This is a genomic window from Acetanaerobacterium sp. MSJ-12 (assembly GCF_018917875.1).
GTDB classification, from domain to species: Bacteria; Bacillota; Clostridia; order Oscillospirales; family Ruminococcaceae; genus Bittarella; species Bittarella massiliensis.
In genome coordinates this window covers 1-25,240 of record NZ_JAHLPK010000009.1, presented here as the reverse complement: position 1 = coordinate 25,240, position 25,240 = coordinate 1, and the positions used below count along the sequence as shown (strand labels likewise).

Annotated in this window: 20 protein-coding genes and 2 riboswitches; of the genes, 4 read left to right on the top strand and 16 right to left on the bottom strand. The window is 61.9% G+C overall.

Annotation, left to right across the window (positions count from 1 at the left end; genetic code table 11):
• Positions 1–75: 75 nt before the first annotated feature.
• The 7 genes from KQI11_RS10370 to KQI11_RS10340 all read right to left on the bottom strand — a co-directional run bounded on the left by KQI11_RS10370 (position 76) and on the right by KQI11_RS10340 (position 6,726).
• On the bottom strand, positions 76–405 hold the full coding sequence (locus KQI11_RS10370; RefSeq protein WP_021658682.1) for a hypothetical protein: 330 nt from the start codon (positions 403–405) through the stop codon (positions 76–78).
• Positions 406–672: 267 nt separating this feature from the next.
• On the bottom strand, positions 673–1,851 hold the full coding sequence (gene metK, locus KQI11_RS10365) for a methionine adenosyltransferase (RefSeq protein ID WP_216402124.1): 1,179 nt from the start codon (positions 1,849–1,851) through the stop codon (positions 673–675).
• Between the two features lie 110 nt (positions 1,852–1,961).
• A riboswitch (SAM riboswitch) is annotated at positions 1,962–2,067 on the bottom strand.
• Positions 2,068–2,096: 29 nt separating this feature from the next.
• Positions 2,097–2,678, bottom strand: coding sequence for an ECF transporter S component (locus KQI11_RS10360; protein ID WP_207721350.1), 582 nt, complete (start codon positions 2,676–2,678; stop codon positions 2,097–2,099).
• Between the two features lie 95 nt (positions 2,679–2,773).
• A riboswitch (FMN riboswitch) is annotated at positions 2,774–2,921 on the bottom strand.
• Between the two features lie 72 nt (positions 2,922–2,993).
• Positions 2,994–3,452 carry a GNAT family N-acetyltransferase gene (locus KQI11_RS10355; RefSeq protein ID WP_075109675.1) on the bottom strand — a complete coding sequence of 153 codons (459 nt, stop codon included), beginning with the start codon at positions 3,450–3,452 and terminating at the stop codon, positions 2,994–2,996.
• A 168-nt stretch (positions 3,453–3,620) separates the two neighbouring features.
• Entirely contained in the window at positions 3,621–4,544 is a 924-nt protein-coding gene (locus tag KQI11_RS10350) for a SufB/SufD family protein (protein WP_216402068.1), read from the bottom strand.
• Between the two features lie 3 nt (positions 4,545–4,547).
• Positions 4,548–5,270 carry an ABC transporter ATP-binding protein gene (locus KQI11_RS10345; protein WP_216402067.1) on the bottom strand — a complete coding sequence of 241 codons (723 nt, stop codon included), beginning with the start codon at positions 5,268–5,270 and terminating at the stop codon, positions 4,548–4,550.
• A 589-nt stretch (positions 5,271–5,859) separates the two neighbouring features.
• On the bottom strand, positions 5,860–6,726 hold the full coding sequence (locus tag KQI11_RS10340) for a LysR family transcriptional regulator (protein WP_216402066.1): 867 nt from the start codon (positions 6,724–6,726) through the stop codon (positions 5,860–5,862).
• A 124-nt stretch (positions 6,727–6,850) separates the two neighbouring features.
• Between KQI11_RS10340 and KQI11_RS13340 the strand changes: the two genes are divergently transcribed.
• From KQI11_RS13340 to proB, 3 genes are read left to right on the top strand one after another with little or no spacing between them, the layout of a single operon-like run.
• Positions 6,851–7,189 carry a YbaK/EbsC family protein gene (locus KQI11_RS13340; RefSeq protein ID WP_286172724.1) on the top strand — a complete coding sequence of 113 codons (339 nt, stop codon included), beginning with the start codon at positions 6,851–6,853 and terminating at the stop codon, positions 7,187–7,189.
• A complete protein-coding gene (locus tag KQI11_RS13335) occupies positions 7,075–7,386 on the top strand; it encodes a YbaK/EbsC family protein (RefSeq protein WP_353653973.1) in 312 nt (103 codons plus the stop codon). The genes KQI11_RS13340 and KQI11_RS13335 overlap by 115 nt, the downstream gene beginning before the upstream one ends.
• A 1-nt stretch (position 7,387) precedes the next feature.
• Positions 7,388–8,185 carry a glutamate 5-kinase gene (gene proB, locus KQI11_RS10330; RefSeq protein ID WP_216402065.1) on the top strand — a complete coding sequence of 266 codons (798 nt, stop codon included), beginning with the start codon at positions 7,388–7,390 and terminating at the stop codon, positions 8,183–8,185.
• A 650-nt stretch (positions 8,186–8,835) separates the two neighbouring features.
• On the opposite strand, the gene tuf is transcribed toward proB, so the two are convergent.
• The 7 genes from tuf to KQI11_RS10295 form a co-directional block, all read right to left on the bottom strand.
• Complete coding sequence (gene tuf, locus KQI11_RS10325) at positions 8,836–10,038, bottom strand: elongation factor Tu (RefSeq protein WP_185916554.1); 1,203 nt, start codon at positions 10,036–10,038, stop codon at positions 8,836–8,838.
• 130 nt (positions 10,039–10,168) lie between these two features.
• Entirely contained in the window at positions 10,169–12,253 is a 2,085-nt protein-coding gene (fusA, locus tag KQI11_RS10320) for an elongation factor G (RefSeq protein ID WP_059003979.1), read from the bottom strand.
• Between the two features lie 63 nt (positions 12,254–12,316).
• Complete coding sequence (gene rpsG, locus KQI11_RS10315) at positions 12,317–12,787, bottom strand: 30S ribosomal protein S7 (protein ID WP_052537609.1); 471 nt, start codon at positions 12,785–12,787, stop codon at positions 12,317–12,319.
• A gap of 115 nt (positions 12,788–12,902) precedes the next feature.
• Complete coding sequence (gene rpsL, locus KQI11_RS10310; protein ID WP_021658698.1) at positions 12,903–13,328, bottom strand: 30S ribosomal protein S12; 426 nt, start codon at positions 13,326–13,328, stop codon at positions 12,903–12,905.
• A gap of 235 nt (positions 13,329–13,563) precedes the next feature.
• Entirely contained in the window at positions 13,564–17,139 is a 3,576-nt protein-coding gene (gene rpoC, locus KQI11_RS10305) for a DNA-directed RNA polymerase subunit beta' (protein ID WP_216402064.1), read from the bottom strand.
• A gap of 30 nt (positions 17,140–17,169) precedes the next feature.
• The gene (gene rpoB, locus KQI11_RS10300; protein ID WP_185916552.1) at positions 17,170–20,889 is read right to left on the bottom strand and encodes a DNA-directed RNA polymerase subunit beta; all 3,720 of its coding nucleotides are present in this window, start codon (positions 20,887–20,889) and stop codon (positions 17,170–17,172) included.
• A gap of 1,432 nt (positions 20,890–22,321) precedes the next feature.
• A complete protein-coding gene (locus KQI11_RS10295) occupies positions 22,322–22,822 on the bottom strand; it encodes a MarR family winged helix-turn-helix transcriptional regulator (protein ID WP_021658703.1) in 501 nt (166 codons plus the stop codon).
• 230 nt (positions 22,823–23,052) lie between these two features.
• On the opposite strand from KQI11_RS10295, the gene KQI11_RS10290 reads away from it, so the two are divergent.
• Positions 23,053–23,991, top strand: a complete 939-nt coding sequence (locus KQI11_RS10290; protein WP_216402063.1) for a hypothetical protein — start codon at positions 23,053–23,055, stop codon at positions 23,989–23,991.
• Between the two features lie 82 nt (positions 23,992–24,073).
• Here the strand turns inward: KQI11_RS10290 and KQI11_RS10285 are convergent, their stop codons facing one another.
• The gene (locus KQI11_RS10285; RefSeq protein ID WP_185916550.1) at positions 24,074–24,469 is read right to left on the bottom strand and encodes an RrF2 family transcriptional regulator; all 396 of its coding nucleotides are present in this window, start codon (positions 24,467–24,469) and stop codon (positions 24,074–24,076) included.
• Positions 24,470–24,736: 267 nt separating this feature from the next.
• Positions 24,737–25,240, bottom strand: a 504-nt coding sequence (locus KQI11_RS10280) for a nucleoside hydrolase (protein WP_216402062.1), incomplete at its 5' end; no start/stop codon positions are given.

Sequence of the window (25,240 nt, the reverse complement as noted above, 5' to 3'; positions counted from 1 at the left end):
CCCCTTCAAAAAGGGCCGCCTTCTGGCGGCCGATACGTCCTGTATTCCGTGTACCAGTATACCCCAACTGCCCTCTCAATGCAAACCCAGTTGGCGGGGGTCGAATGTCTCCCAGACCTCGGGGAAGTCCTCGCTGCCGTAGAAAAAGCCGAGGATCTCCCGCTGCTCCTCGGTGAGCTCGCCGGGGCTGGTGAGGACCAGCTTGCAGGCAAAGGTGCTGCGCTCCACCGTGCGGCGAAGGCTGCGCAGGGCGTTCTCACAGTCGCCCGGCCGGGCGGGGAGGGGCGCGATCAGGTAGAGGGGCAGCTTGCGGCGGCGGTCGATCAGGTCGCCCAGCAGGCCCACGCACTCGGCCAGCCCCACGGCCGCCAGCACCACCAGCAGGAGTTTTGCGACGAATTCCATACTCAATCACCTCTTGCGCCAGTGTATGGGAAGGAGGGGCAAAAGGTGCCCCTCCCGCCCCCTTTTTGTGGGAAAAGGGGCCAAAAAGGGATGGAGCGGCAGCGGCTCTCCCTTCCCCGAAGGGGGCGAAAAGCCGCCGTTTGGGCGCAGGCGGCTCCCTCCTCGTCTGCCCCGGACAAAAAAGGGGCCGGGCAGGCCACTCGGCCCGCCCGGCTCCCCTGCCGGCAGGTGAAATTGGTTCGGCCGCCCGTGCGGCCGCAAAAGGGGCTACTGCGCCGAAACGGCGGCCCGGAGGGCGTCGACCCGGTCGGTCTTCTCCCAGGGGGCATTCAGGTCCTCTCTCCCCAGGTGGCCGTAGGCGGCCAGCTGGCGGTAGATGGGGCGGCGCAGGTCCAGGTCGCGGATGATGGAGGCGGGGCGGAAGTCAAAGACCTTCACCAGCGCCTCGGCCAGCTTGTCGTCGCTGACCGCACCGGTGCCGAAGGTGTCCACCAGCACCGAGACCGGGTGGGCCACCCCGATGGCGTAGGCCAGCTCGACCTCGCACTTCTTGGCCAGGCCGGCGGCCACCACGTTCTTGGCGGCATAGCGGGCGGCGTAGGCGGCGGAGCGGTCGACCTTGGTGGGGTCCTTGCCGGAGAAGGCGCCGCCGCCGTGGCGGCCGTACCCGCCGTAGGTGTCGACAATGATCTTGCGGCCGGTGAGGCCGCTGTCCCCCTGGGGCCCGCCGATGACAAAGCGGCCGGTGGGGTTGACCAGGTACCTGGTCTTTTCGTCCAGCAGGGCGGCGGGGACGATGGGCTTGATGACCAGCTCGATCATGTCCTCCCGGATCTGCTCGAGGGTGACCTCGTCGCCGTGCTGGGTGGAGATGACCACCGTGTCCACCCGCACCGGGGTGTCGCCGTCGTACTCGACGGTGACCTGGGTCTTGCCGTCGGGGCGGAGGTAGTCCACCGCCCCCTCCTTGCGGATCTTGGTCAGCTGCTTGGCCAGCTTGTGGGCCAGGGAGATGGGCAGGGGCATCAGCTCTTCGGTCTCGTCGCAGGCGAAGCCGAACATCATCCCCTGGTCGCCGGCGCCGGTGCCGGCGTCCTCCTCCCCCGCCTTGGCCTCGAGGGCCTTGTCCACCCCGAGGGCGATGTCGGGGGACTGCTCGTCGATGGAGGTGAGGACCGAGCAGGTGTCGCAGTCAAAGCCGTATTTGGCCCGGGTGTAGCCGATGTCGCGGATGACCTGGCGGGCGATCTTGGGGATGTCCACATAGCAGCTGGTGGTGATCTCCCCCATCACCATCACCATGCCGGTGGTGACGCAGGTCTCGCAGGCCACCCGGCCGGCGGGGTCCTTTTCCATGATGGCGTCGAGGACGGCGTCGGAGATCTGGTCGCAGATCTTGTCGGGGTGCCCCTCGGTGACCGATTCGGAGGTGAAGAGTTTTCTCATGCTCACAGTTTTTTCCTTCCTTTCAATGCACGCGTTTTTCTGCCATTGAAGAGATCACTTTTGCCGGGGTCGAAAAAAAGCTCGGTGGCAAACACCGAGCTTTTATGCGAAGCTTATCTTTCGGCTTTACCCGCAGGATTTGGCACCTTGCACCCCCGCAGGGGGCAGGTTGTCGGGCTTCACAGGGCCTGTTCCCTCAGCCACTCTTGATAAGTGATATTCAATTGTGCGAAAATCAGTATACGCTATTTGGCGGAGGTTGTCAACACCGGTTGTTCCCTGCCGAAAACCAGCTTGCTGATGGGCTTGTAGACCAGGTAGGTGATGGCGCTGTTGCCCAGGGCCTTGACCAGGTTGAAGGGGATGATGATGGGGATGAGCATGGCCGCCACGTCCTTGGCGGTCCCCCCCATGAAGAGGGGGGTAAAAATCAGGTTGCACAGGCACATGACGGCGGTCATGGCCAGGGAACCCAGCAGCAGCCCCACCAGCGCCCCCTTGCGGGTGTGCCATTTCTGGTAGATGGAGCCGGCCAGCACCGAAAAGACCCCGGTGGCGAGAAAGTGCATGAGGATGCCGATGACCCCCGACCCGGCGCTGACGGTGAGGCCCTGGATCACCGAGACCACGGCGGTGAGGGCCAGCCCCGCCCAGGGGCCGAAGAGGAAGGTGCCCACCAGGATGGAGACGTCGGCGGGGTCGTACTCCAAAAAGGTGGCCCCGGGGATGATGGGGAAGTGGATGAGGGCCACCAGCACGATGGAGATGGCGGCCAGCATGGCCATGGTGGTGAGCTTGCGGGTGCGGTTGGCAGTTTGTCTGGACATAATAATCCCTCCAAAAAAAGTGTTTGGAAGGTCTGTCTGGGACGCAAAAAGCCCTCGGTCTGAAAAGGCCGAGGGCGTGCGGACGCAGAAAAGATGCGCCGTTTCTCTCATCCGGACTATACCGTCGGCTTCGGAATCACACCGAATCAGTCCGCCGGCCGGGGAGGCCGGAGGAGTCGCGGGCTTCAGGGCAGAGGCCCTGTCACCGCCGGTGGGGAATCACACCCCGCCCTGAAACAGACTTTCTACTCTCATTATAGACCCCCGGGAGCCGTTGTCAAGGTGGGGACGGGCCTTTTTTGCGCAGGGGATGCGCTAGAGCTCCCTCTCCAGGGCGTAGTTGGTGAGGGTCTGTTCCCCCCGCTTGACCTGCTGTTCCCTGACCACCCGGTACCCCCGGGCCAGAAAGAAGGGCAGGGCGGTGATGGAGGCGTCGGTGCGCAGCACCTTGACCCCGCCCTGCAGGGCGCGGGCCTCCAGCGCGTCCACCAGCAGGGCGGCCAGCCCCTGGCCCCGGCAGTCGGGGTGGACGTAGAGGCGGTCGAGATAGCTGCCGTCCAGGTCGCCAAAGGCGGCCAGTCCCCCCTCCCCCTCCACCACCAGGCTGTAGTGCTGGGTGAGGGTCTTCTGCCAGCGGGAGCGGTCGGGGTTTTGGGGCGCCCAGGCGTCCAGCTGGGCCTGGGTGTAGTCCCGGGTGCAGCAGCCGTGGACGGCCCGGTAAAAGAGGTCGAGCACCCCGTCCAGGTCTTTGGAGCGGTAGAGGCGCAAAAGCACAGGTATTCCCCCTTGCGTGATCTTTTGTTGGCGTATAGGACAGCTGTCGAGCAGATGCCCGCGCCCCCTCCTCGCGAGGGGCGGCCGGACGGGGCGGTCGCCTTTCCCAGCTCCCCCGCGGAGGGCGGGGAGAGGGGCGGGCGAGGCCGCGCGGCCGGGTTTGGCAGACTACTTCAAAAAGCCCTCGATGATCTTGGCCTCCGCCTCCTCGGCGGTGAGGCCCAGGGTCATCAGCTTGGTGAGCTGTTCGCCGGCGATCTTGCCGATGGCCGCCTCGTGGATGAGGGCCGCGTCCAGGTCGTTGGCGGTGAGTTCGGGGATGGCGGAGACGGTGCCCTCGTCCATGATGATGGCGTCGCAGGCCGAGTGCCCGGTGCAGCGGACGTTGCCGTTGATGCGGGAGCGAAAGAGCTGTTTGGAGCGGCCCTTCGCCACCGAGCGGGAGATGAGGTCGGCGCCGCTGTCCTCGCCGTTGAGGTCCACCTCGAAATTGGTCTCGGCGTACTGTTCGCCGTGGGTCATCAGCTTTTCGCGGACCACCAGCCGGGCCCGGGGGCCGACCACGCCGGTGGTGAGGCGCTGGGTGGAGTCCACCCCCTTGATCTGGGTGGTGTCCATCTCCAGGTAGCTGTCCTCCTGCAGTTCCACATAGGTCTGGGGGTTGATGATGCGCTGGCCGCTGCCCTCGCCGGTGCCGATGTGCTTTTCCCGGTAGAGGACGCGGGCCCCCGGCTCGAGGTAGAAGCGGTGGATGCCGTTGTGCTGGGAGCTCTCCTCCCCGTCGGTGTGGACGCCGCAGCCGGCCACCACCACCACGTCGGCCCCGGCGCCGATGTAGAAGTCGTTGTAGACCAGGTCGTCCACCTTGCTGTGGGTGACGCAGGCGGGGATGTAGACCGTTTCGCCCTTGGTGCCGGGTTTGACCCGGATGTCGATGCCGGGCTTGTCCGACTTGGAGCTGATCTCGATGTTCTGGCTGTTCTGGCGGCCGGCGCAGCCGGTGTCCTCGCGGATGTTGAAGGCCCCGGTGAAGCCGGTCTCGGGGTCAAAATCGCTGATGAGCGATAAAAGCTGTTTGGTGATGTCGTTCACGGGTTACTCCTCCCCTCTGCAAAAGGCGCAGCGGTCCCCCCGCAGGAGACCGGGCAGAATTTCGTCCTTCGGGCCGTGCATGGTGAGGGACCCGCCCGAGAGGATCACGATCTCGTCGGCGATGTTGAGGATCCGCTCCTGGTGGGAGATGATGAGGACCGAGCCCTCGGTCTCCCGCCGCAAGTCGGCAAAGACGTCGATGAGGTTGCCGAAGCTCCAGAGGTCGATGCCGGCCTCCGGCTCGTCGAAGATGGTGAGGGGGGTCTTGCGGGCCAGGACCATGGCGATCTCGATGCGCTTCATCTCGCCGCCGGAGAGGCTGGCGTTGGCCTCGCGGTCGATGTAGTCGCGGGGGCAGAGGCCCACCGCGCGCAGGTAGCGGCCGATGTCGCAGTCGGAGAGGGTCTCGTCCCCGGCGGCGAGGGTCACGAGGTCGCGCACCGTCAGCCCCTTGAAGCGCACCGGCTGCTGAAAGGCAAAGCCGATGCCCATCTTGGCCCGCTCGGTGATGGAGGCCTGGGTGATGTCCCGGCCGTCCAGGAGAATCCGCCCCTCGGTGGGAGCGAGGATCCCGGCAATGACCTTGGCGAGGGTGGATTTGCCGCCGCCGTTGGGGCCGGTGATGACCACAAAGCGGCCGTCGCCAACGGTGAGGTTGACGTCTTTGAGGATCTCCCTGTTGGCGCCGTCTTCGACCTGCAGGGAGATGTGTTGTAATTGCAGCATATTCTTTCTCCGCATCTTTCACAAACAAATTTGAACGGTATTAGTATACCACATTTTCCCGCCTTTGCAGCAGTAAAATACCAATTTAGTAAACATTTTGTTGGCCGGGGGTACAAAAGGAAAAAAAGAGGGACGGGACGGGGAAAGAGAGCCCTTCTCCCCGCCCCTCCGCTCTCCTCCTCGGCCCTTCCGCCGCAGGGGGGGACAGGGGGTGCCCTTCGAAGTGGATAAACAGGGCGCCGCCGCTCACCCCGCCAAATAGGGATAAAAAGCCGGGCATTTGCGAGGGCAGGATATTGAAAAGCCAGTACAACCAATGGTCTCACAAAACAGAAAGGCGCCTACTACGCCATTTTTGAAAGGCCTTGAATGGCATGGTTGCGCTAAAATACAGACGATTATTTGACGGCAGTTTCCAGCATCAAAGGATGCTGACGCCTGTTTTGTGTGGGGAGGGATCGCGCACCTTACATCAATGCTCATGTGCCATAGAGGAACACAATAGTTTGATGGATGGCGGCCGACTATTTTGTAAATATAACAGCCATGTATCATAGTTCTAAACGTTCCTGTATTTTTCAGAAAAGCATTAACGATATTGCAGATACTCCAAAAAACGCTTTACCGCAAGTGAAGCTGTCTTTTTACTTCGCAGGGCAATTCCAATTTTTCGATATGTAGGCACATCTAATTCTTTTGCAATAATTCGATATGGGACACGCCTCAAAATCAGTTCAGGAAGAATACTGATACCAAGCCCACTTTCTACCATTGACATAATTGCATAATCGTCCCATGTTGTAAAATGCACGTTTGGCGTTAGATTACAGCGCTCAAAAATTTCCGACACTTCTGCTTTTGCGCCTTTCTCCAAAAGCATGAACGGTTCGTCACAAAGGGAGGCGACAGGGATTTTTTCAAGGTGTGCCAAAGCATGATTTTCCGGCAGGATCGCAAGCAGTCTGTCCTGTTCTAAAAATACAGTTTCAAACTCCGGACGGGTAGGTAAGCGCAAAAAACCGCAATCTACGCGCCCATCTGATATCCATGATTCAATTTCCGTATAATCTCCTAGCAGCAATTCATAGTCAATGTTCGGATATGCCTTTTGAAATTCTCTGATGATGTTCGGAAGCCAATGCGTTGCCACACTAGAAAATGTGCCAATGCGGATAAGCCCAGATTGCAAACCGTTCAGCTCGTCCACTTCCATTTGCAACTTTTCATATTCTACACAAACGCTCTTTGCACAGGGAAGAAGCTTCATTCCGTCACTTGTCAATTTTACACCAGTTTTTCCCCTTTCCAGCAGGACAACTTTCCATTCCTTTTCTAAGTCGTTGATCATACGACTAATGCCCGACTGGGAGTAATTCAACATCTCTGCGGCTTTTGTAAAGCTGCCATACTCAACTGTTTTGACAAATGCCATATATTTTTGAATATTCATGTCCATGTGATTGCCCCGCCTTATCGATCTGTTTTTGTTATATGACTCATGATAAACATTCGCTTTTGTAATTATAAATAGCATGGTAAACTGAAAGCGAAAAAAAGTCAAACAGGAGTGTGACCGCAAAGTGTTCTATGTAAGTGAAATCCAAACCGAAGCCCCTTGTCGGTTTCAGACACCACTTCAAAGGCAAGTCTATGCGGCATTAGAAAAACTGCAAATCCCTTTTGAGCGCGTCGACAGCGATGAAGCTATTGCAATGGAAGATTGTGTTGCCATTGATGAAAAGCTGCAGATAAACATGGTGAAAACGCTGTTCCTCTGTAATCGACAGCAAACAGATTTTTATTTATCACCGTCGGCAGCAAGCCATTTCGCGCCAAGGATTTTAGTAATGCCCTTGAAGTTGCCCGCGTTTCTTTTGCGCCAGCAGAAAAAATGGACACCATGCTCGGCACAAAAATAGGCGCAGCAACTGTTTTCAGTAGCCTTTTAGACACCGAGAAACGGGTAAGAATTGTTTTTGATAAAGAGGTGCTTCTTGAAAAATGGTACGGCTGCAGCGACGGCACAACGACAGGGTATATAAAATTGAGGACAAAGGATATTTGCCAGAAATTTCTGCCGTTTACCAATCATGAGTTGTCTGTCATTGAGGTGTAATATGGGATTATATCAAAATAGGATCGTTGTAAAAGTGGGGACTTCCACACTTACAAATGAAATGGGACACAGTGACCTGCGTTCTTTTGATCGCCTTGCGTGCGCTCTGTCCGACATTCAAAATATGGGCTATGAGGTAATCTTGGTATCGTCTGGCGCGATTGCCGTTGGGACGAACAAACTGAATATGAAAGAACGCCCTTCCAGCATGCGAATGAAGCAGGCGGCAGCGGCCGTGGGGCAGTGCAGCATTGTGTTTTTGTATGACAAATTTTTCAAGGACTATGACAAAACGATCGCCCAAATATTGTTAAATGCAGAGGATATAAAACAGGAAGAAAAAAAGGAGAATTTGACAAACACGTTCAACGCACTGTTGGAAATGGGCATTATTCCAGTAGTCAATGAAAATGATTCTGTCAGCTATACCGAGATAGAGTCAGAGGACAGGTTGTTTGGAGACAACGATATGCTTTCGGCCGTTGTTGCAGTTCTATGCAGGGCAAAGCAGCTGATCATTTTGTCCGATATAGACGGTCTGTATGACGCAGACCCGCGGCTATATCCAGATGCAAATTTGATAAGCCAGATACAGAAAATCGACAAAACCGTATATGCTCTTGCAGGCGGTGCAGGTTCAAAGCGCGGAACAGGCGGTATGAAAACAAAACTTCGAGCCGCCGAATTAGCCACCTCTCAGGGAATAAACACCATCATTACAAACGGGAAAACACCGGAAGCATTATATGAAATCGTAAAAGGGAACAAGGTGGGCACTCTATTTGTAGGAAAAATGTAATGAAATAGCGTGGCACACAATCACAAAGTTGCTGTTTTATGTATACATGCAGACGATATCCACCGGACGGCGGTTTTGATAAATAGGTCAACGCTGCCGTTTTTCCTTCACCTACAGCAGAGCCAACCGAGCGAGTCAACAGCAATGGGCTACCCCCACCGCGCTCTCCACTCCCCCCTTCCCTCATCGCAGAAGGGCGCACAGGTGCTCTTCAAAAACGGAAAGACGGGGCACCACCGCTCTTTCCACCAAGGATGCAAAAAGTCGCCCATTTGCTGCGGCCGTCCCACGCCGAAACCGACGGGGGGATGGGGTGGCAGGCAGCTTGCGTTGGGACGCCGCTGACAAGACGCCTCCCCGCCTTGGAGGCCAAAGACAAGCTTCTAGACAAATGGGCGGAATAAGCATCCAGCAGCCGGTGTTCACGGGAGGAGGCGGCCGCCCCCTTTCCGGCGACAGCTGTCCCTGCCGCTTCCTCCATCCCCCATTCGCTCTGCCCACTTTCTCTGCAGCCCGGCGCAGCGGCCAGCCCCTTTCGCCTTGCAGGCGATCCTCTGGGTCGCCTCTCTCCCCCGCCCTGTCAACAGACAGACGGGCAGAAAAAAAGCGCTTCGGCAAAATTGCCGAAGCGCTTTTTAAAGGGCTAGAAACTAGTCGCGAACGCCAGTGACAACGCCCGAACCAACGGTGCGGCCGCCCTCGCGGATAGCGAAGCGGAGGCCTTCCTCGATGGCGATGGGGGTGATCAGCTCAACGTCCATGGTGACGTTATCGCCAGGCATGCACATCTCGGTGCCCTCGGGCAGGGAGATGACGCCGGTCACGTCGGTGGTCCGGAAGTAGAACTGGGGACGGTAGTTGTTGAAGAACGGGGTGTGACGGCCGCCCTCTTCCTTCTTCAGGATGTACACCTGGCCGGAGAACTTGGTGTAGGGGTGGATGGAACCGGGCTTGGACAGGACCTGGCCGCGCTCGATCTCATCTCTCTGGATGCCGCGGAGCAGGGCGCCGATGTTGTCGCCAGCCTCAGCGTAGTCCAGGATCTTGCGGAACATCTCGATGCCGGTGACAACGGTCTTCTTCTTCTCGTCGGCCAGACCAACGATCTCGACCTCGTCGCCGGTGTTCAGCTGACCGCGCTCCACACGACCGGTGGCGACGGTGCCGCGGCCGGTGATGGTGAAGATGTCCTCGATGGGCATCAGGAAGGGCAGGTCGGCTTTGCGCTCGGGGGTGGGGATATACTCGTCAACAGCGTCCATGAGCTCCAGGATGGGGGCGTACTCAGGGGCGTTGATGTCGGTGCTGGTGGACTCGATGGCCTGCAGGGCGGAGCCCTTGATGATCGGAATGTCGTCGCCGGGGAAGTCGTAGCTGCTCAGCAGCTCGCGGATCTCCATCTCGACGAGCTCCAGCAGCTCTTCGTCGTCGACCTGGTCAGCTTTGTTCATGAAGACAACGATGTAGGGAACGCCGACCTGACGGGACAGCAGGATGTGCTCGCGGGTCTGGGGCATCGGGCCGTCAGCCGCGGAGACAACCAGGATCGCGCCGTCCATCTGGGCCGCACCGGTGATCATGTTCTTGACGTAGTCAGCATGCCCGGGGCAGTCGACGTGCGCGTAGTGGCGCTTGTCGGTCTCGTACTCAACGTGAGCGGTGTTGATGGTGATGCCGCGCTCTCTCTCCTCGGGGGCCTTGTCGATCATGTCGTAGGCCTCGTACTGGGCCTGGCCCTTCATTGCCAGGACCTTGGTGATGGCGGCGGTAAGGGTGGTTTTACCATGGTCGACGTGGCCGATGGTACCAATGTTCACATGGGGTTTGTTTCTTTCGAAATGCTGCTTAGCCATTGGTGTTCCTCCTTTTTCTTCGCTTGTAATAGCGCAATTATCGTCTGTCAGACAGACCTCTCAATGTACCCCTATTGTAGCAACTTGCCGGGGGAAATGCAAGGCCCAAAGCCGGGCGCAGGGCGGGGAACTAGTCCTCTTTTTTGCCCCGTTTGCTCATGATCCCCTCGGCGATGGACTTGGGAACCTCAGAGTAGTGGCTGGGCTCCATGGTGTACTGGCCACGGCCCTGGGTCTTGGAGCGCAGGTCGGTGGCGTAGCCGAACATCTCGGCCAGGGGGACGAAGGCGTTGATCTGCTGGGCGCCGGGGCGGGACTCCATGCCCTGGATCTGGCCGCGGCGGGAGTTGATGTCGCCGATGACATCGCCCATGTACTCCTCGGGGACGATGACCGCAACCTTCATGATGGGCTCCAGGATGACCGGGTCGCCCTTGCGCATGGCCTCTTTAAAGGCCATGGAACCGGCGATCTTAAAGGCCATCTCGGAGGAGTCGACCTCGTGGTAAGAGCCGTCGTACAGCTCGACCACCACGTCGACCACCGGGTAACCGGCGAGCACGCCGGTCTGCATGGCGCCCTGGATACCGGAATCAACGGCGGGGATATACTCTTTGGGGATGGCGCCGCCGACGACCTTGTTGAGGAACTCATAGCCCTTGCCGGTCTCGTTGGGGCGAACGCGGATCTTGACGTGGCCGTACTGGCCGCGGCCGCCGGACTGGCGGGCGTACTTGTGGTCCACGTCGCTCTCGCGGCGGATGGTCTCGCGGTAGGCGACCTGGGGCTTGCCCACGTTTGCCTCGACCTTGAACTCCCGCAGCAGGCGGTCGACGATGATCTCCAGGTGGAGCTCGCCCATGCCGGCGATGATGGTCTGGCCGGTCTCCTCGTCGGTGTAGGTCCTAAAGGTCGGGTCCTCTTCAGCCAGCTTGGAGAGGGCGATGCCCATCTTCTCCTGCCCGGCCTTGGTCTTGGGCTCGATGGCGACCCGGATGACCGGCTCGGGGAACTCCATAGACTCGAGGATGATGGGGGCTTTGGGGTCGCAGAGGGTGTCGCCGGTGGTGGTGTTTTTCAGACCGACCGCCGCGGCGATCTCGCCCGCGTAGACCTTCTCAATGTCTTTTCTGTGGTTGGCGTGCATCTGCAGGATGCGGCCGACCCGCTCGCTGTTGCCCTTGACCGAGTTGTAGACGCTGGTGCCCGCATCCAGGGTACCGGAGTAGACCCGGAAGAAGCAGAGCTTGCCCACAAAGGGGTCGGTGGCAATTTTGAACGCCAGGGCCGAGAAGGGGGCGTTGTCGTCGGAAGGACGGGTCTCCTCTTCGTCGGTCTCGGGGTTGACACCCTTGATGTCGGGGATGTCGGTGGGCGAAGGCATGTACTCGACGATGGCGTCGAGCAGCAGCTGCACGCCCTTGTTTCTGTAGGCGGTGCCGCACAGAACCGGAACCATTTCATTGGAGATGGTGGCCCGGCGGATGACTTTCTTCATCTCGGGGATCTCCAGCTCCTCGCCGTCGAGGTACTTCATCATCAGGTCCTCGTCCAGCTCGGCGACTGCTTCCACCAGCTCAGCATGATACTTGTCCGCCAGCTCCCGCATATCCTCGGGGATCTCCTCGTCGCGAACGTCGTTGCCCAGGTCGTCGTAGTAGACTTCCGCGCGCATGGTCATCAGGTCGACGATCCCCTTGAAGGTCTCCTCGGCGCCGATGGGCAGCTGCAGGGGCACGGCGTTGCACTTCAGGCGGTCTTTCATCATGGCGACAACATTGTAGAAGTCGGCGCCCATGATGTCCATTTTGTTGACGAAGGCCATGCGGGGGACCTTGTAGTTGTCGGCCTGCCGCCAAACCGTCTCGGACTGGGGCTCCACGCCGCCTTTGGCGCAGAACACCGTCACCGAGCCGTCGAGCACGCGCAGAGAGCGCTCCACCTCAACGGTGAAGTCCACGTGGCCCGGGGTGTCAATAATATTGATGCGATGGCCCTTCCAGTGGGTAGTCGTAGCAGCGGAGGTAATGGTGATACCGCGCTCCTGCTCCTGCTCCATCCAGTCCATTGTTGCCGCACCGTCGTGAGTCTCACCGATCTTGTGGTTGATACCCGTATAGTACAGAATACGCTCGGTGGTGGTGGTTTTACCAGCATCAATGTGAGCCATAATGCCAATATTTCTAGTCAGTTCCAGAGAAACGTCTCTTGGCATAATGCCCTCCTTATCAGGGTTTGCACGATTCTGTGCAGATGTTTGCTGAGAATATTGAAAACACTACCAGCGATAGTGGGCGAAAGCCTTGTTGGCCTCGGCCATCTTGTGGGTGTCCTCGCGCTTTTTCACGGACCCGCCGGTGGAGTTGACGGCGTCCATCAGCTCAGCGGCCAGCCGCTCTTTCATGGTCCTCTCCGAACGCTTGCGGGCGTACAGGGTGATCCACCGCAGGCCCAGGGTCTGCCGGCGGGCCGGACGGACCTCCATGGGGACCTGGTAGGTGGCGCCGCCGACACGGCGGGCCTTGACTTCCAGTACGGGCATGACGTTCTCCATGGCCTCGTCAAACACGTCCAGGGGGTCTTTCCCAGTCTTCTCTTTTACGATGTCAAATGCCCCGTACACAATCTTCTGGGCCACGCCCTTCTTGCCATCATACATGATGCTGTTGATCAGGCGGGTCACCATCTTGGAATTGTACAGCGGATCGGGTAACACGTCGCGCTTGGCAATCTTACCTCTTCTTGGCACTTTTCTTCCCTCCTTCATATCAATGAATTCACAGGTACTCGAAAGCGACAAAACTCCCGTGCTGCCAAGGACAGGCATTTATAAAAACGCCGACACATGGCAAAAAAAGTCTTGATTACTTCGAAGCACCAGCCTTGGGCCGCTTGGCGCCGTACTTGGAACGGCTGCGCATCCGGCCGGAAACGCCCTGGGTATCCAGAGTACCGCGGATGATGTGGTAGCGGACACCAGGCAAGTCTTTGACACGACCGCCGCGGATCAGGACGACGCTGTGCTCCTGCAGGTTGTGGCCGATACCGGGGATGTAGGCCGATACCTCCATACCGTTGGTCAGCTTCACACGGGCGATCTTACGAAGCGCCGAGTTCGGCTTTTTCGGGGTCATGGTACGAACGGCAGTGCAGACCCCTCTCTTCTGGGGAGAAGACATATCGCTCTGCGCCTTTTTGATGGAGTTGAACCCCTTCTGCAGGGCGGGAGCAGTCGACTTCTTCACCGAGACCTGTCTGCCTTTGCGTACGAGCTGGTTGAATGTTGGCATGTTGCACCTCCTCTTTATAAAATGTTTTTTCTATATGAAAAGGGCGCGTTTTCAGCAAACGCGCCCTCTCATAAGCCCTATTTGCTCAACATTCAAAGTTTAACACTTCACCAATATTATTGTCAAGCATTTAGGCAATATTGCCAGTCAAATCTGAGAAAATTTCCCGCAAAAGCGGGGCGTTTCCCCCGATTTTCCCGGATTTCTCCCCCCTTGGGGGAAAACGGGGTCGGATCTAGTCGCCCAGCCCGTCGAGCTGGTACTCGCAGGGGGCCACCTTGCTCACCAGGTCGCCCGCGGACTGGTGGGCCAGCTCCACGTCGTTGTAGACGTCCAGCCCGGTGCCGGCGGGGACCAGCTTGCCGATGATGACGTTCTCCTTGAGGCCGGTGAGGGGATCGACCTTGCCCTTGATGGCGGCGTCGGTGAGGACCCGGGTGGTCTCCTGGAAGGAGGCGGCCGAGAGGAAGCTGTCGGTGGCCAGGGAGGCCTTGGTGATGCCCAGCAGCACCGGGATGTAGTCGGCCTTCTGCAGGCTGACCTCGCCCTCGGCGATGCGGCGGTCGATCTCCAAATTGGCCTTGATGAGGTCGGATTTCTCCACCACCGAGCCGGAGATGAGGTTGGTGTCGCCGGCGTTGTCCACCCGCACCTTCTTCATCATCTGGCGGACGATGACCTCGATGTGCTTGTCGTTGATGTCAACGCCCTGCAGGCGGTAGACCCGCTGCACTTCCTGGATCAGGTAGTTCTGCACAGCGGTCTCGCCCTGGATAGCCAGCACGTCGTGGGGGTAGACCGAGCCCTCGGTAAAGGCGTCGCCGGCCTTGACCCGGTCGCCCTCGGCCACCTTCAGGCGGCTGCCGTAGGGGATGAGGTAGCTGCGCTCGTCCTTGGTCTCGTCGTTGGTGACCACCACGTGGCGGGCCTTCTTGATCTCGCGGATGGAGACCACGCCGTCGATCTCGCTGATGATGGCCATGGTCTTGGGCCGCCGGGCCTCGAACAGCTCCTCGACGCGGGGCAGACCCTGGGTGATGTCCTCCGCCGAGGCGATGCCGCCGGTGTGGAAGGTGCGCATGGTCAGCTGGGTGCCGGGCTCGCCGATGGACTGGGCGGCGATGATGCCCACCGCCTCGCCGATGGAGACCTCTTTCTTGTTGGCCAGGTTGGCGCCGTAGCACTTGGCGCAGATGCCCCGGGCGCTGTGGCAGGTGAGGATGGAGCGGATCTTGGCGCTGGTGACGCCGGCGGCCACGATCTTCTCGGCCAGGATGTCGGTGATGAGGGTGTCGCGGTCGGCCAGCACCTCGCCGGTCTCGGGGTGGCAGATGGGCTCGGCGGCGTAGCGGCCGGTGAGGCGCTCCTGCAGGGGCTCGATCATCTCTTTGCCGTCGCGGATGTCCTCGATGACGATGCCGTCATGGGTGCCGCAGTCCTCCTCGCGGACGATCACGTCCTGGGAGACGTCCACCAGGCGGCGGGTCAGGTAGCCCGAGTCGGCGGTCCGCAGGGCGGTGTCGGCCAGGCCCTTGCGGGCGCCGCGGGAGGAGATGAAGTACTCCAGGATGTTCAGGCCCTCGCGGTAGTTGGCCTTGATGGGCAGCTCGATGGTCTTGCCCGAGGTGTTGGCGATCAGGCCGCGCATGCCGGCCAGCTGGCGGATCTGGTTGATGGAGCCGCGGGCGCCGGAGTCGGCCATCATGAAGATGGGGTTGTACTGGTCTAAGTTGGCCGTCAGGGCGTCGGAGACCTTGGTGGTGCACTCGTCCCAGATCTCGACCACCTGGTTGTAGCGCTCGTCGTCGGAGATGAAGCCCCGGTTGTACAGGGCCACCACCTGGTCGATCTTCTGGTCGGCCTCGTCCAGGTACTGCTGTTTCTGCGGGGGGATCACCGCGTCGCAGACGGCGACGGTGATGGCGCCCTTGGTGGAGTACTTGAAGCCCTGGGCCTTGATCTCGTCGAGCACCTCGGCGGTGGTGGCGGTGCCGTGCACCTGGATGCAGCGGTCGATGATCTGCCCCAGCTGTTTCTTGGTGACCAGGAAGTCGATCTCCAGGTCCAGCAGCTTCTCGGGGTCGCTGCGGTCCACATAGCCCAGGTCCTGGGGGATGGGGTCGTTGAAGATCAGCCGGCCCACGGTGGTGTCGATGAGCCGCTGGTGCTTGACCCCCTCGACCTCCCTCTCGCGGCGGACCTTGATGGGGGCGTGCAGCCCCAGGATGCCCTCCTGGTAGGCCATGAGGGCCTCGTTCTGGTCGCGGAAGACCATCCCCTCCCCCGGCTCGCCGGGTTTTTGCATGGTCAGGTAGTAGGAGCCCAGCACCATGTCCTGGGTGGGGACGGTGACGGGGCGGCCGTCGGAGGGCTTGAGCAGGTTGCCGGCGGCCAGCATCAGGAAGCGGGCCTCGGACTGCGCCTCGGCGGACAGGGGGACGTGCACGGCCATCTGGTCGCCGTCGAAGTCGGCGTTGTAGGCGGTGCAGGCCAGGGGGTGCAGCTTGAGGGCGCGGCCCTCGACCAGCACCGGCTCAAAGGCCTGGATGCCCAGGCGGTGCAGGGTGGGGGCGCGGTTGAGGAGGACCGGGTGGTCCTTGATGACGATCTCCAGGGCGTCCCAGACCTCGTTCTTGGCGCGCTCCACCATCTTGCGGGCGCTCTTGATGTTGCCGGCGGCGCCGGTCTCCACCAGGCGCTTCATGACAAAGGGCTTGAACAGCTCCAGCGCCATCTCCTTGGGGAGGCCGCACTGGTGCATCTTCAGCTCCGGCCCGACCACGATGACCGAACGGCCGGAGTAGTCGACCCGCTTGCCCAGCAGGTTTTGCCGGAAGCGGCCCTGCTTGCCCTTGAGCATGTCGGAGAGGGATTTCAGGGGGCGGTTGTTGGGGCCGGTGACCGGGCGGCCGCGGCGGCCGTTGTCGATCAGGGCGTCCACCGCCTCCTGCAGCATCCGCTTCTCGTTGCGCACGATGATGTCGGGGGCGCCCAGCTCCAACAGCCGCTTCAGGCGGTTGTTGCGGTTGATGACCCGGCGGTAGAGGTCGTTCAGGTCAGAGGTGGCGAACCGGCCGCCGTCCAGCTGCACCATGGGGCGGATGTCGGGGGGGATGACCGGGACCACGTCCAGGATCATCCACTCGGGCTTGTTGCCCGAGACGCGGAAGGCGTCCACCACCTCCAGCCGCTTGAGCAGCCGGATGCGCTTCTGGCCGGTGGCGGTCTCCAGCTCGGATTTCAGTTCCTTGCTGAGCTGCTCCAGGTCGATGTCCTGCAGCAGGGCCTTGATGGCCTCGGCCCCCATCCCCGCCTTGAACTCGTCCTCGTACTTCTCCCGCATGTCCCAGTACTCTTTTTCCGAGAGGAGCTGCTTTTTCTCCAGGGGGGTGAACCCGGGGTCCACCACGATGTAGGAGGCGAAGTAGAGCACCTTCTCCAGCAGCCGGGGGGAGATGTCCAGCATCAGGGCGATGCGGGAGGGGATGCCCTTGAAGTACCAGATGTGGGAGACCGGCGCGGCCAGCTCGATGTGGCCCATCCGCTCCCGGCGGACCTTGGAGCGGGTGACCTCGACGCCGCAGCGCTCGCAGATCTTGCCCTTGTACCGCAAGCGCTTATACTTGCCGCAGTAGCACTCCCAGTCCTTGGTGGGCCCAAAGATCCGCTCGCAGAACAGACCGTCCCGCTCGGGTTTCAGGGTTCTATAGTTGATGGTCTCGGGTTTCTTGACCTCGCCGTAGGACCACTCGCGGATCTGCTCGGGCGAAGCAAGGCCGATTTTGATCGAATCAAACACATTAAATTCCATTGGCGACCCCTTCTTCTATAACCAGTCGGATTATTCTTCGTCTAACAGCTCTTCGGCCCCGTCGGCCAGCTCGGAGAAGAGCTCTTCCCCGCTGTCCTCCAGACCGATCTCGCTGCCCGCGTCCTCGGGCACATCCTCCATGGTCAGGTTCTCGTCGACCTCGCTGTCCACGGCCACGTGGGAGAAGGCCTCGTCGTCCACCACTCTGGGAATGCCCATGTCCTCGTCGTCAAAGTTCTGCTTGAGGTCGATCTCCTCGCCCTCTTTGTCCAGCACCCGCACGTCCAGCGCCAGGGACTGGAGCTCTTTGATCAGCACCTTGAAGGACTCCGGCACCCCGGACTGGGGCACGTTCTGGCCCTTGACGATGGCCTCGTAGGTCTTGACGCGGCCCACCACATCGTCGGACTTGACGGTGAGGATCTCCTGCAGGGTGTAGGCGGCGCCGTAGGCCTCCAGGGCCCAGACCTCCATCTCGCCGAAGCGCTGGCCGCCGAACTGGGCCTTGCCGCCCAGAGGCTGCTGGGTGACCAGGGAGTAGGGGCCGGTGGAGCGGGCGTGGATCTTGTCGTCGACCAGGTGGTGGAGTTTCAGGAAGTACATGTAGCCGACGGTGACCGGGTTGTCAAAGGGCTCGCCGGTGCGGCCGTCGTAGAGCACGGTCTTGCCGTCTTCCCGCATCCCCGCCTGCTTGAATGCCTCGGTGATGTCCTGCTCGTGGGCGCCGTCAAAGACCGGGGTCATGACCTTCCAGCCCAGGGCCTTGGCGGCCATCCCCAGGTGCACTTCCAGCACCTGGCCGATGTTCATTCGGGAGGGGACGCCCAGGGGGTTGAGGACGATGTCCAGGGGGGTGCCGTCGGGCAGGAAGGGCATGTCTTCCTGGGGCAGGATGCGGGAGACGACGCCCTTGTTGCCGTGGCGGCCGGCCATCTTGTCGCCCACCGAGATCTTTCTCTTCTGGGCGATGTAGCAGCGCACCACCATGTTGACCCCGGGGCTGAGCTCGTCGGAGTTCTCGCGGGTGAAGACCTTCACGTCCACCACGATGCCGTACTCGCCGTGGGGCACCTTCAGGGAGGTGTCGCGCACCTCGCGGGCCTTCTCGCCGAAGATGGCGCGCAGCAGCCGCTCCTCGGCGGTGAGTTCGGTCTCGCCCTTGGGGGTGACCTTGCCCACCAGGATGTCGCCGGCCTGCACCTCGGCGCCGATGCGGATGATGCCCCGCTCGTCCAGGTCCTTGAGGGCCTCTTCGCCCACGTTGGGGATGTCGCGGGTGATCTCCTCGGGACCCAGCTTGGTGTCGCGGGCCTCCAGCTCGTACTCCTCGATGTGGATGGAGGTGTAGACGTCGTCGCGGACGATCTTCTCGTTGATCAAGACGGCGTCCTCGTAGTTGTAGCCCTCCCAGGTCATGAAGCCGATGAGGGCGTTTTTGCCCAGGGCGACCTCGCCCCCGGCGGTGGCGGGGCCGTCGGCCAGCACCTGGCCGGCCTCGACCTTCTCGCCCTTGGAGACCATCACCCGCTGGTTGAAGCAGGTGCCCTGGTTGGAGCGGAGGAATTTGATGAGTTTGTAGCGGTCGAGCTCGCCCTTCTCGGTCTTGATGAGGACCTCGTCGGCGCTGACCGCCTCGACCACGCCGGCGCGCTTGGCCAGCACGCAGACGCCCGAGTCGACGGCGGCCTTGTACTCCATCCCGGTGCCCACGATGGGGGACTCGGTCTTGAGCAGGGGCACCGCCTGGCGCTGCATGTTGGCGCCCATCAGGGCGCGGTTGGCGTCGTCGTTTTCGAGGAAGGGGATCATGGCGGTGGCCACCGAGAGGACCATCTTCGGCGAGACGTCCATGTAGTCCACCTTCTCGCGGGAGATCTCGAGGATCTCGTCCCGGTGGCGGGCGTTGACCTTCTTGTGGAGGAAGTGGCCCTCGTCGTCCAGCGGCTCGTTGGCCTGGGCGACCACGTAGTTGTCCTCCACGTCGGCGGTCATGTAGACCACCTCTTCGGTGACCACGCCGGTGGCCTTGTCCACCTTTCTGAAGGGGGCCTCGATGAAGCCGTACTCGTTGATCTTGGCGAAGCTGGCCAGGTAGGAGATCAGGCCGATGTTGGGGCCCTCAGGGGTCTCGATGGGGCACATCCGGCCGTAGTGGCTGTAGTGGACGTCGCGCACCTCGAACCCGGCCCGGTCGCGGGACAGGCCGCCGGGGCCCAGGGCCGACAGGCGGCGCTTGTGGGTCAGCTCGGCCAGGGGGTTTGTCTGGTCCATGAACTGGGAGAGGGGCGAGGAGCCGAAGAACTCCTTGATAGAGGCCACCACCGGGCGGATGTTGATGAGCGCCTGGGGGGTCACCACTTCCAGGTCCTGGGCCTGCAGGGTCATCCGCTCGCGGATGACCCGCTCCATCCGGGAAAAGCCGATGCGGAACTGGTTTTGCAGCAGTTCGCCCACCGAGCGGATGCGGCGGTTGCCCAGGTGATCGATGTCGTCGGTGGTGCCGATGCCCTGCGCCAGGCAGAGCAGGTAGTTGATGGAGGAGAAGATGTCGTCGATGATGATGTGCTTGGGCACCAGGTCGTCCTTGCGCTCGCGGATGAGCTCGCGCTTCTCGTCGTCGGACTGGGCGGCCTCGAGGATCTCCCGCAGGACGGCAAAGCGCACCTTCTCGCGGATGCCCAGCTCGGTGCAGTCAAAGTCCACGAAATCGGCGATGTTCACCATCCCGTTGGAGATGCACTTGACCGGGCGGCCCTCCACGTCCAGCACCACGGTGTCCAGGCCGCTGCGCTCGATGCGCTCGGCCACCTCGCGCTTGATGGCGACGCCGGGCTCGCAGAGCAGCTCGCCGGTCAGGGGGTCGATGGCGGGCTCGGCCAGCTTCTGCCCGGTGATGCGGGAGGCCAGGGCCAGCTTTTTGTTGTACTTGTAGCGCCCCACCTTGGACAGGTCGTAGCGGCGGGCGTCAAAGAAGAGGTTGTCGATGTGGGTCTGGGCGCTGTCCACCGTCGGGGGCTCGCCGGGGCGGAGCTTGCGGTAGGTCTCCAACAGGCCCTCCTCCACGCTGTCGGTGGTGTCCTTGTCGAGGGTGGCCATGATCTTGGGGTCCTCGCCGAAGAAGTCGATGATCTCGGAGTTGCGGCCCAGCCCCAGGGCGCGGATAAAGACCGTCACCGGGATCTTGCGGTTTTTGTCGATGCGCACATAGAAGATGTCGTTGGAGTCGGTCTCGTACTCCAGCCAGGCGCCGCGGTTGGGGATGACGGTGGTGGAGAACAGCTCTTTGCCGGTCTTGTCGTGATCCATGCCGTAGTAGACGCCGGGGCTCCTCACCAGCTGGGAGACGATGACCCGCTCGGCGCCGTTGATGACAAAGGTGCCGCTGTCGGTCATCAGGGGGAAGTCGCCCATGAAGATCTCCTGCTGCTTGACTTCGCCGGTGACCTTGTTGAGCAGCCGGGCGGTGACCCGCAGGGGGGCGGCGTAGGTGGCGTCGCGCTCCTTGCACTCCTCCACCGAGTACTTGGCCTCCTCGTCCAGCCGGTAGTCCACAAAGTCCAGCACCAGGTTGCCGGTGTAGTCGGTGATGGCCGAGACGTCAGAAAAGACCTCCTTGAGGCCCTGATCCAAAAACCATTGATACGAGTTTTTCTGCACCTCGATCAAGTTGGGCATTTCCAGCACTTCGTTGATCTTGGAGAAACTCATTCTCACGTTTTTCCCCAGTTGGACAGGCTTGACATTCACCATAGGCTCGATCACTCCATTCCTCTATTGCACAACCTGTTTTTTACAAAATCGACCCGTTCATTTTGTCAAAAATAAAGGTTGCTTTCGCCAGCGGTTAATGATATAATGCCTTTTAGCAAAGACATAAATATCCATTTTGATACAGTATATCAGTATAGTACAAGTTGTCTCTTCTGTCAACTGATTTTCGTCGTTTTATAGGACTTCTTTTTCCCAAAGGGAAAAAGGGGTCTTTTTCTTTGCCCCCCTCTCCCCTGCCCCTGCCGCCGGCGCGCGGGAGGGCGAAGGGCAGCGCCCTGTTTGGCTTTTTGGGCTACCAGAGCGGGCGTCTGCCGCCAGTGCGCGAGAGGAGGCGGCGAGGGGCGGGCCGGGCTGGAAAGGGAGCGCGACGGGCTGAAAGCCCTGCCGTCGGCGCGCGGGAAGGGGCGGCGAGGGGCAGCGCCCTGTTTGGCTTTTTGGGCTACCAGAGCGGGCGCCTGCCGCCAGTGCGCGAGAGGGGGCGGCGAGAGGCCGGCCGGGCTGGGAAGGGAGCGCGACGGGCTGAAAGCCCTGCCGTCGGCGCGCGGGAAGGGGCGGCGAAGGGCAGCGACCTGTTTGGCTTTTTGGGCTACCAGAGCGGCCGCCTGCCGCCAGTGCGAGAGAGGGGGCGGCGAGGGGCGGGCCAGGCTGGAAAGGGAGCGCGATGGGCTGAAAGCTCTGCCGCCGGCGCGCGGGCAGGCGAAGGGCAGCGCCCTGTTTGGCTTTTTGGGCTACCAGAGCGGCCGCCTGCCGCCAGCGCGAGAGAGGAGGCGGCGAGGGGCGGGCCGGGCTGGAAAGGGAGCGCGACGGGCTGAAAGCCCTGCCGCCGGCACGCGGGAGGGAGAGGGGCAGGGGCAAGGAGCAGGGACAGCGCGGGCGGGAGAGGGCCCCGCCAATCCCCTCTCCCTTCCCCACAAGCCGTTTCCCCGCCCCCTGTCCGCTGCGGGCGACACGGGCAGGCGGGGAAAGGGGGGCACGGGGGCGGCGGCAGAGATTGCCGGGAAGGAGCCCACAAAGGCGGCAGCGCGGGGCGTGAAAAGGGGCTGGGCTGCACCTGGGGCGAGGGGCAGAAAACCCGGTGGGGCCGGGTGGGACATCCGGGCGCACAAAAGCGGGAGGGCGAGACCGCCCAGCGGCTACACCGCCGCCGGAAGGGGGGACAAGGGAACGAGCGCGCGCAGCAACGGCAGCGGGGGGCGAGACGGCGCTGGGCCGCAGGCAGAGAAAGCCGCACAGAAGCTGCGCGCCGCCGCGCGATGGCAAAAAGGCGGGCCGCACAGGAGGCCCCGGGCAGGGGGACAGCGCGGGCCGCCAGGGAGAAGAAGGGCCGACGCGGGCGACAGGGCCAAAAAGAGGGGGCTTCGCACCCCGTCTGCAAGCGCAAAAGCCCCCTCCCTCTTTCTCTATATTCCCTCTAGCGGGATCCGGACGGGCCCTCCCCCGCCATGGCCTGGCGCATGGCCCGCAGCAGCAGCTGGTGGCCTTCGGTGATGGCCTGGCGCTGCTCCTCGCTCAGGAGGCAGTAGGCCTGCTCCTCCGCGGCGGAGAGGGAGTCGAGCACCGGATAGAGGGCCGCCTCCCCCGCGGGGGTGATCTGCACCGACTTGTTGCGGTGGTCCCGCTCGTTCTGGTGGCGGCGGATGTAGCCCTGCCGCTCCAGCCCGGAGAGGATGAAGGAGACCGTCTGCTTGGGGAGGGCGGTCTTTTCGCAGATGTGCTTTTGGGTGCAGCCCTCGGGGTTGTCGCGGATGACGTAGAGGGCCACCACGGTGTTGAACTGCAGCCCGTGCCGCTGGCACCAGGCGCTGTACAGGCTGTCCATCTGGTACCAGTGCTCGTAGTAGGCGCGCACGTGTTCGCGTATTCTCTCCTGTTCGGTCATGGCCTCTTCCCCCCGGCTGTCAAACGGTCTCATGTGATACGGTTTCTCCTGTCTCAGTATGGCGCTTTCCCCCCCAAATTGCAAGGGCCACTTTCCCCAAAAAGAGGGCGTTTTTTTCGCCTTTGCTTAAGCGGTGCATTTTTGGTATAATCTTGTCAGAGAAACCGCCCGGCGGGAGGGGCTGCTGCCCCCCTGCCGGGCGCCGGGGAGACGCCGAGGGGGCGTCGGCCCGACCATTTTTAGGCAATGAGGAGGCGTGCGGTGTGAAGAGAGCGGCGACGGCCATCTTTTTGGCGCTGGCCCTTTTGCTCTTCGGCACGGGGCTGGGGAAAGAGCGGTCGGTGGACAGTGTCACCTGCAAGCGGATGGTGCTCTACGGCGGCTCCATCTACGTGGAGAACCGGGGCGACACCCCGGTGCGGCTGCCCGACGAGAGCTGGGGCGAGGTGGGCGAGGTGCGAAACGCCGTCTTCGCCAACGAGCGGCCCTCCCTCCCCTACTACTCCAACGCGGTGGAGCTCATCGGCAGCAGCCTCTACGGCAGCGCGGGCGCGCCCGAGACCCTCTATCTGCAGCTGGCCTCCGGCGGCATCACCAGCTACCTGCGCTTTGACCAGGCCAAGAGCGACGCCTCCATCTACCGGCCGGTGATCCGGCTGGACGGGCGCTACTACGCCGAGGCCGGCTACGTGGACAGCCTCCCCCCCGAGGAGGAGGGCTGGAAGGTGTCCGGGGTCATCACCAACTCCGGCGACCCGGGCAAGGCCCCCAAAAAGGACTACGCCGCCAACTGGCAGGACCTGGTGGGGGCCAAGGTCGTCCGCCGGGAGGACAGCCCCGACACCCTCTACCTGCAATTCCCCCTGGGGGGACAGGACTACGTGATGCGCTGCACCTACGTGCCGGTGGACGAGGAGGGGGCCGCCCCCCAACTGGTGGTGGGCGGCAAGCTCTACACCGAGGTGGGCGAGGTGGAGGCCCTGCCGGAAGAGGGGTTCGTGCAGGCGGGCAACGCCGTCAAGGACGGCAGCGCCAACCGCGCCCCCAAAAAGGAGCTGGGCACCAACTACGCCGCCTTTGTGGGCAGCCCGGTCTACCGCGACCCGGAGGACGACAGCGCCGTCTACATTCAGTACTACCGCGGGGTCTCCAACCGCATTTTGGAATTCCGCCTCGCCGACGCGGGGGGCGAGAAGAAATAGGCGACTGCCCGGCAGGCGGCCAAAAGGGGCCGGTGGGAAGGATATCCCACCGGCCCCTTTTTCCCTGCCCGAAGGGCGGGATCTAGAGGAACTGGTCCACCGTATAGCTCTCCATCTTCTGGTTGACGGTGTCGGCGATCTCGGCAAAGACGCCCCGCACCTTGCAGCCCTGCTTGTCGCCGCAGCTGCACTCCCCCTCTTCGTGGAGGCACTTGCTCAAGTAGACCGGGCCCTCGATGATCTCGACGATCTCCCGCAGGGTGATCGCAGAGGCGGGCTTTTGCAGCTCGTAGCCGCCCTGGGTGCCCTTGTAGGAGCGCACCACCCCGCCGGACACCAGCTTGCTGAGGATCTTGAGGGCAAAGCGGAGGGTGACGCCGGTGGCCTCGGAAATCTTTTTGGCCTCGGTCCGGCAGCCCACCGCCGCCAGGTGCCGCACGATCCGCACAGCGTAATCGGTCTCTCGGGTAAAATACATGGGACTTCTCCTCAAACTACACAAAATCACTATACATTTGTTTCAGTATACCCAATCGGGGGCAATTTGTCAAATGATCCGTCCCCTTTGGCGGGGATGGCAGAGGAGGAGAGGGACAGGCGGGGCGGGAAAACACCGGGGGAGAGACGGCCCCGCCCTCCCGCAAAGAGCGCCCCCTCCCGGCTGTGGCCGGGAGGGGGCGCTCGATCACACCGCGGAAAGGGGGGGCGGGCGCCGGCAAAGGCGCCCCGCCGCAGAGGGGGCGCCTTACTCGGCGACCCGGTCGAGGAGGTACTGGTGGAAGCCCGCCACGTCAAGGCCGGTGACCACCAGGGAGTTTTCCGGCGCGGGCTCGTCCCCAAACGCGGGGGAATAGAGGTTGCCGGGCTTGCAGAAGACGGTGGCCCCCCGGGTGAACTCCCCCTGGGTCTCCACCCGGGTGTGGGCGGGGAAGCTCTCCTGGATCAGCTCCGGCCGGGCCAGGACTGCCAGGGCCGCCGGGTCGGGCAGCCCCAGGGAGGGGACACCCCCCTGCGCCCGGGCCAGTTCTATCAGGGTGCGGTTGCAGTCGACGCAGAACCGGCCGATCTCGCCGGTCCCCCGCATCCGCTCCATGGCGGCGTCATCCAGCTCGGCCGCGCCGCCACAGGCCTCCAGGGTCACCAGGGTGATGGGCACCCCGAAGGAGAAGACGATCTGCGCCGCCTCCGGGTCCACCATGATGTTGAACTCGGCACAGACGGTGTGGGGGTTGTGGTAGGGGTGCGCCCC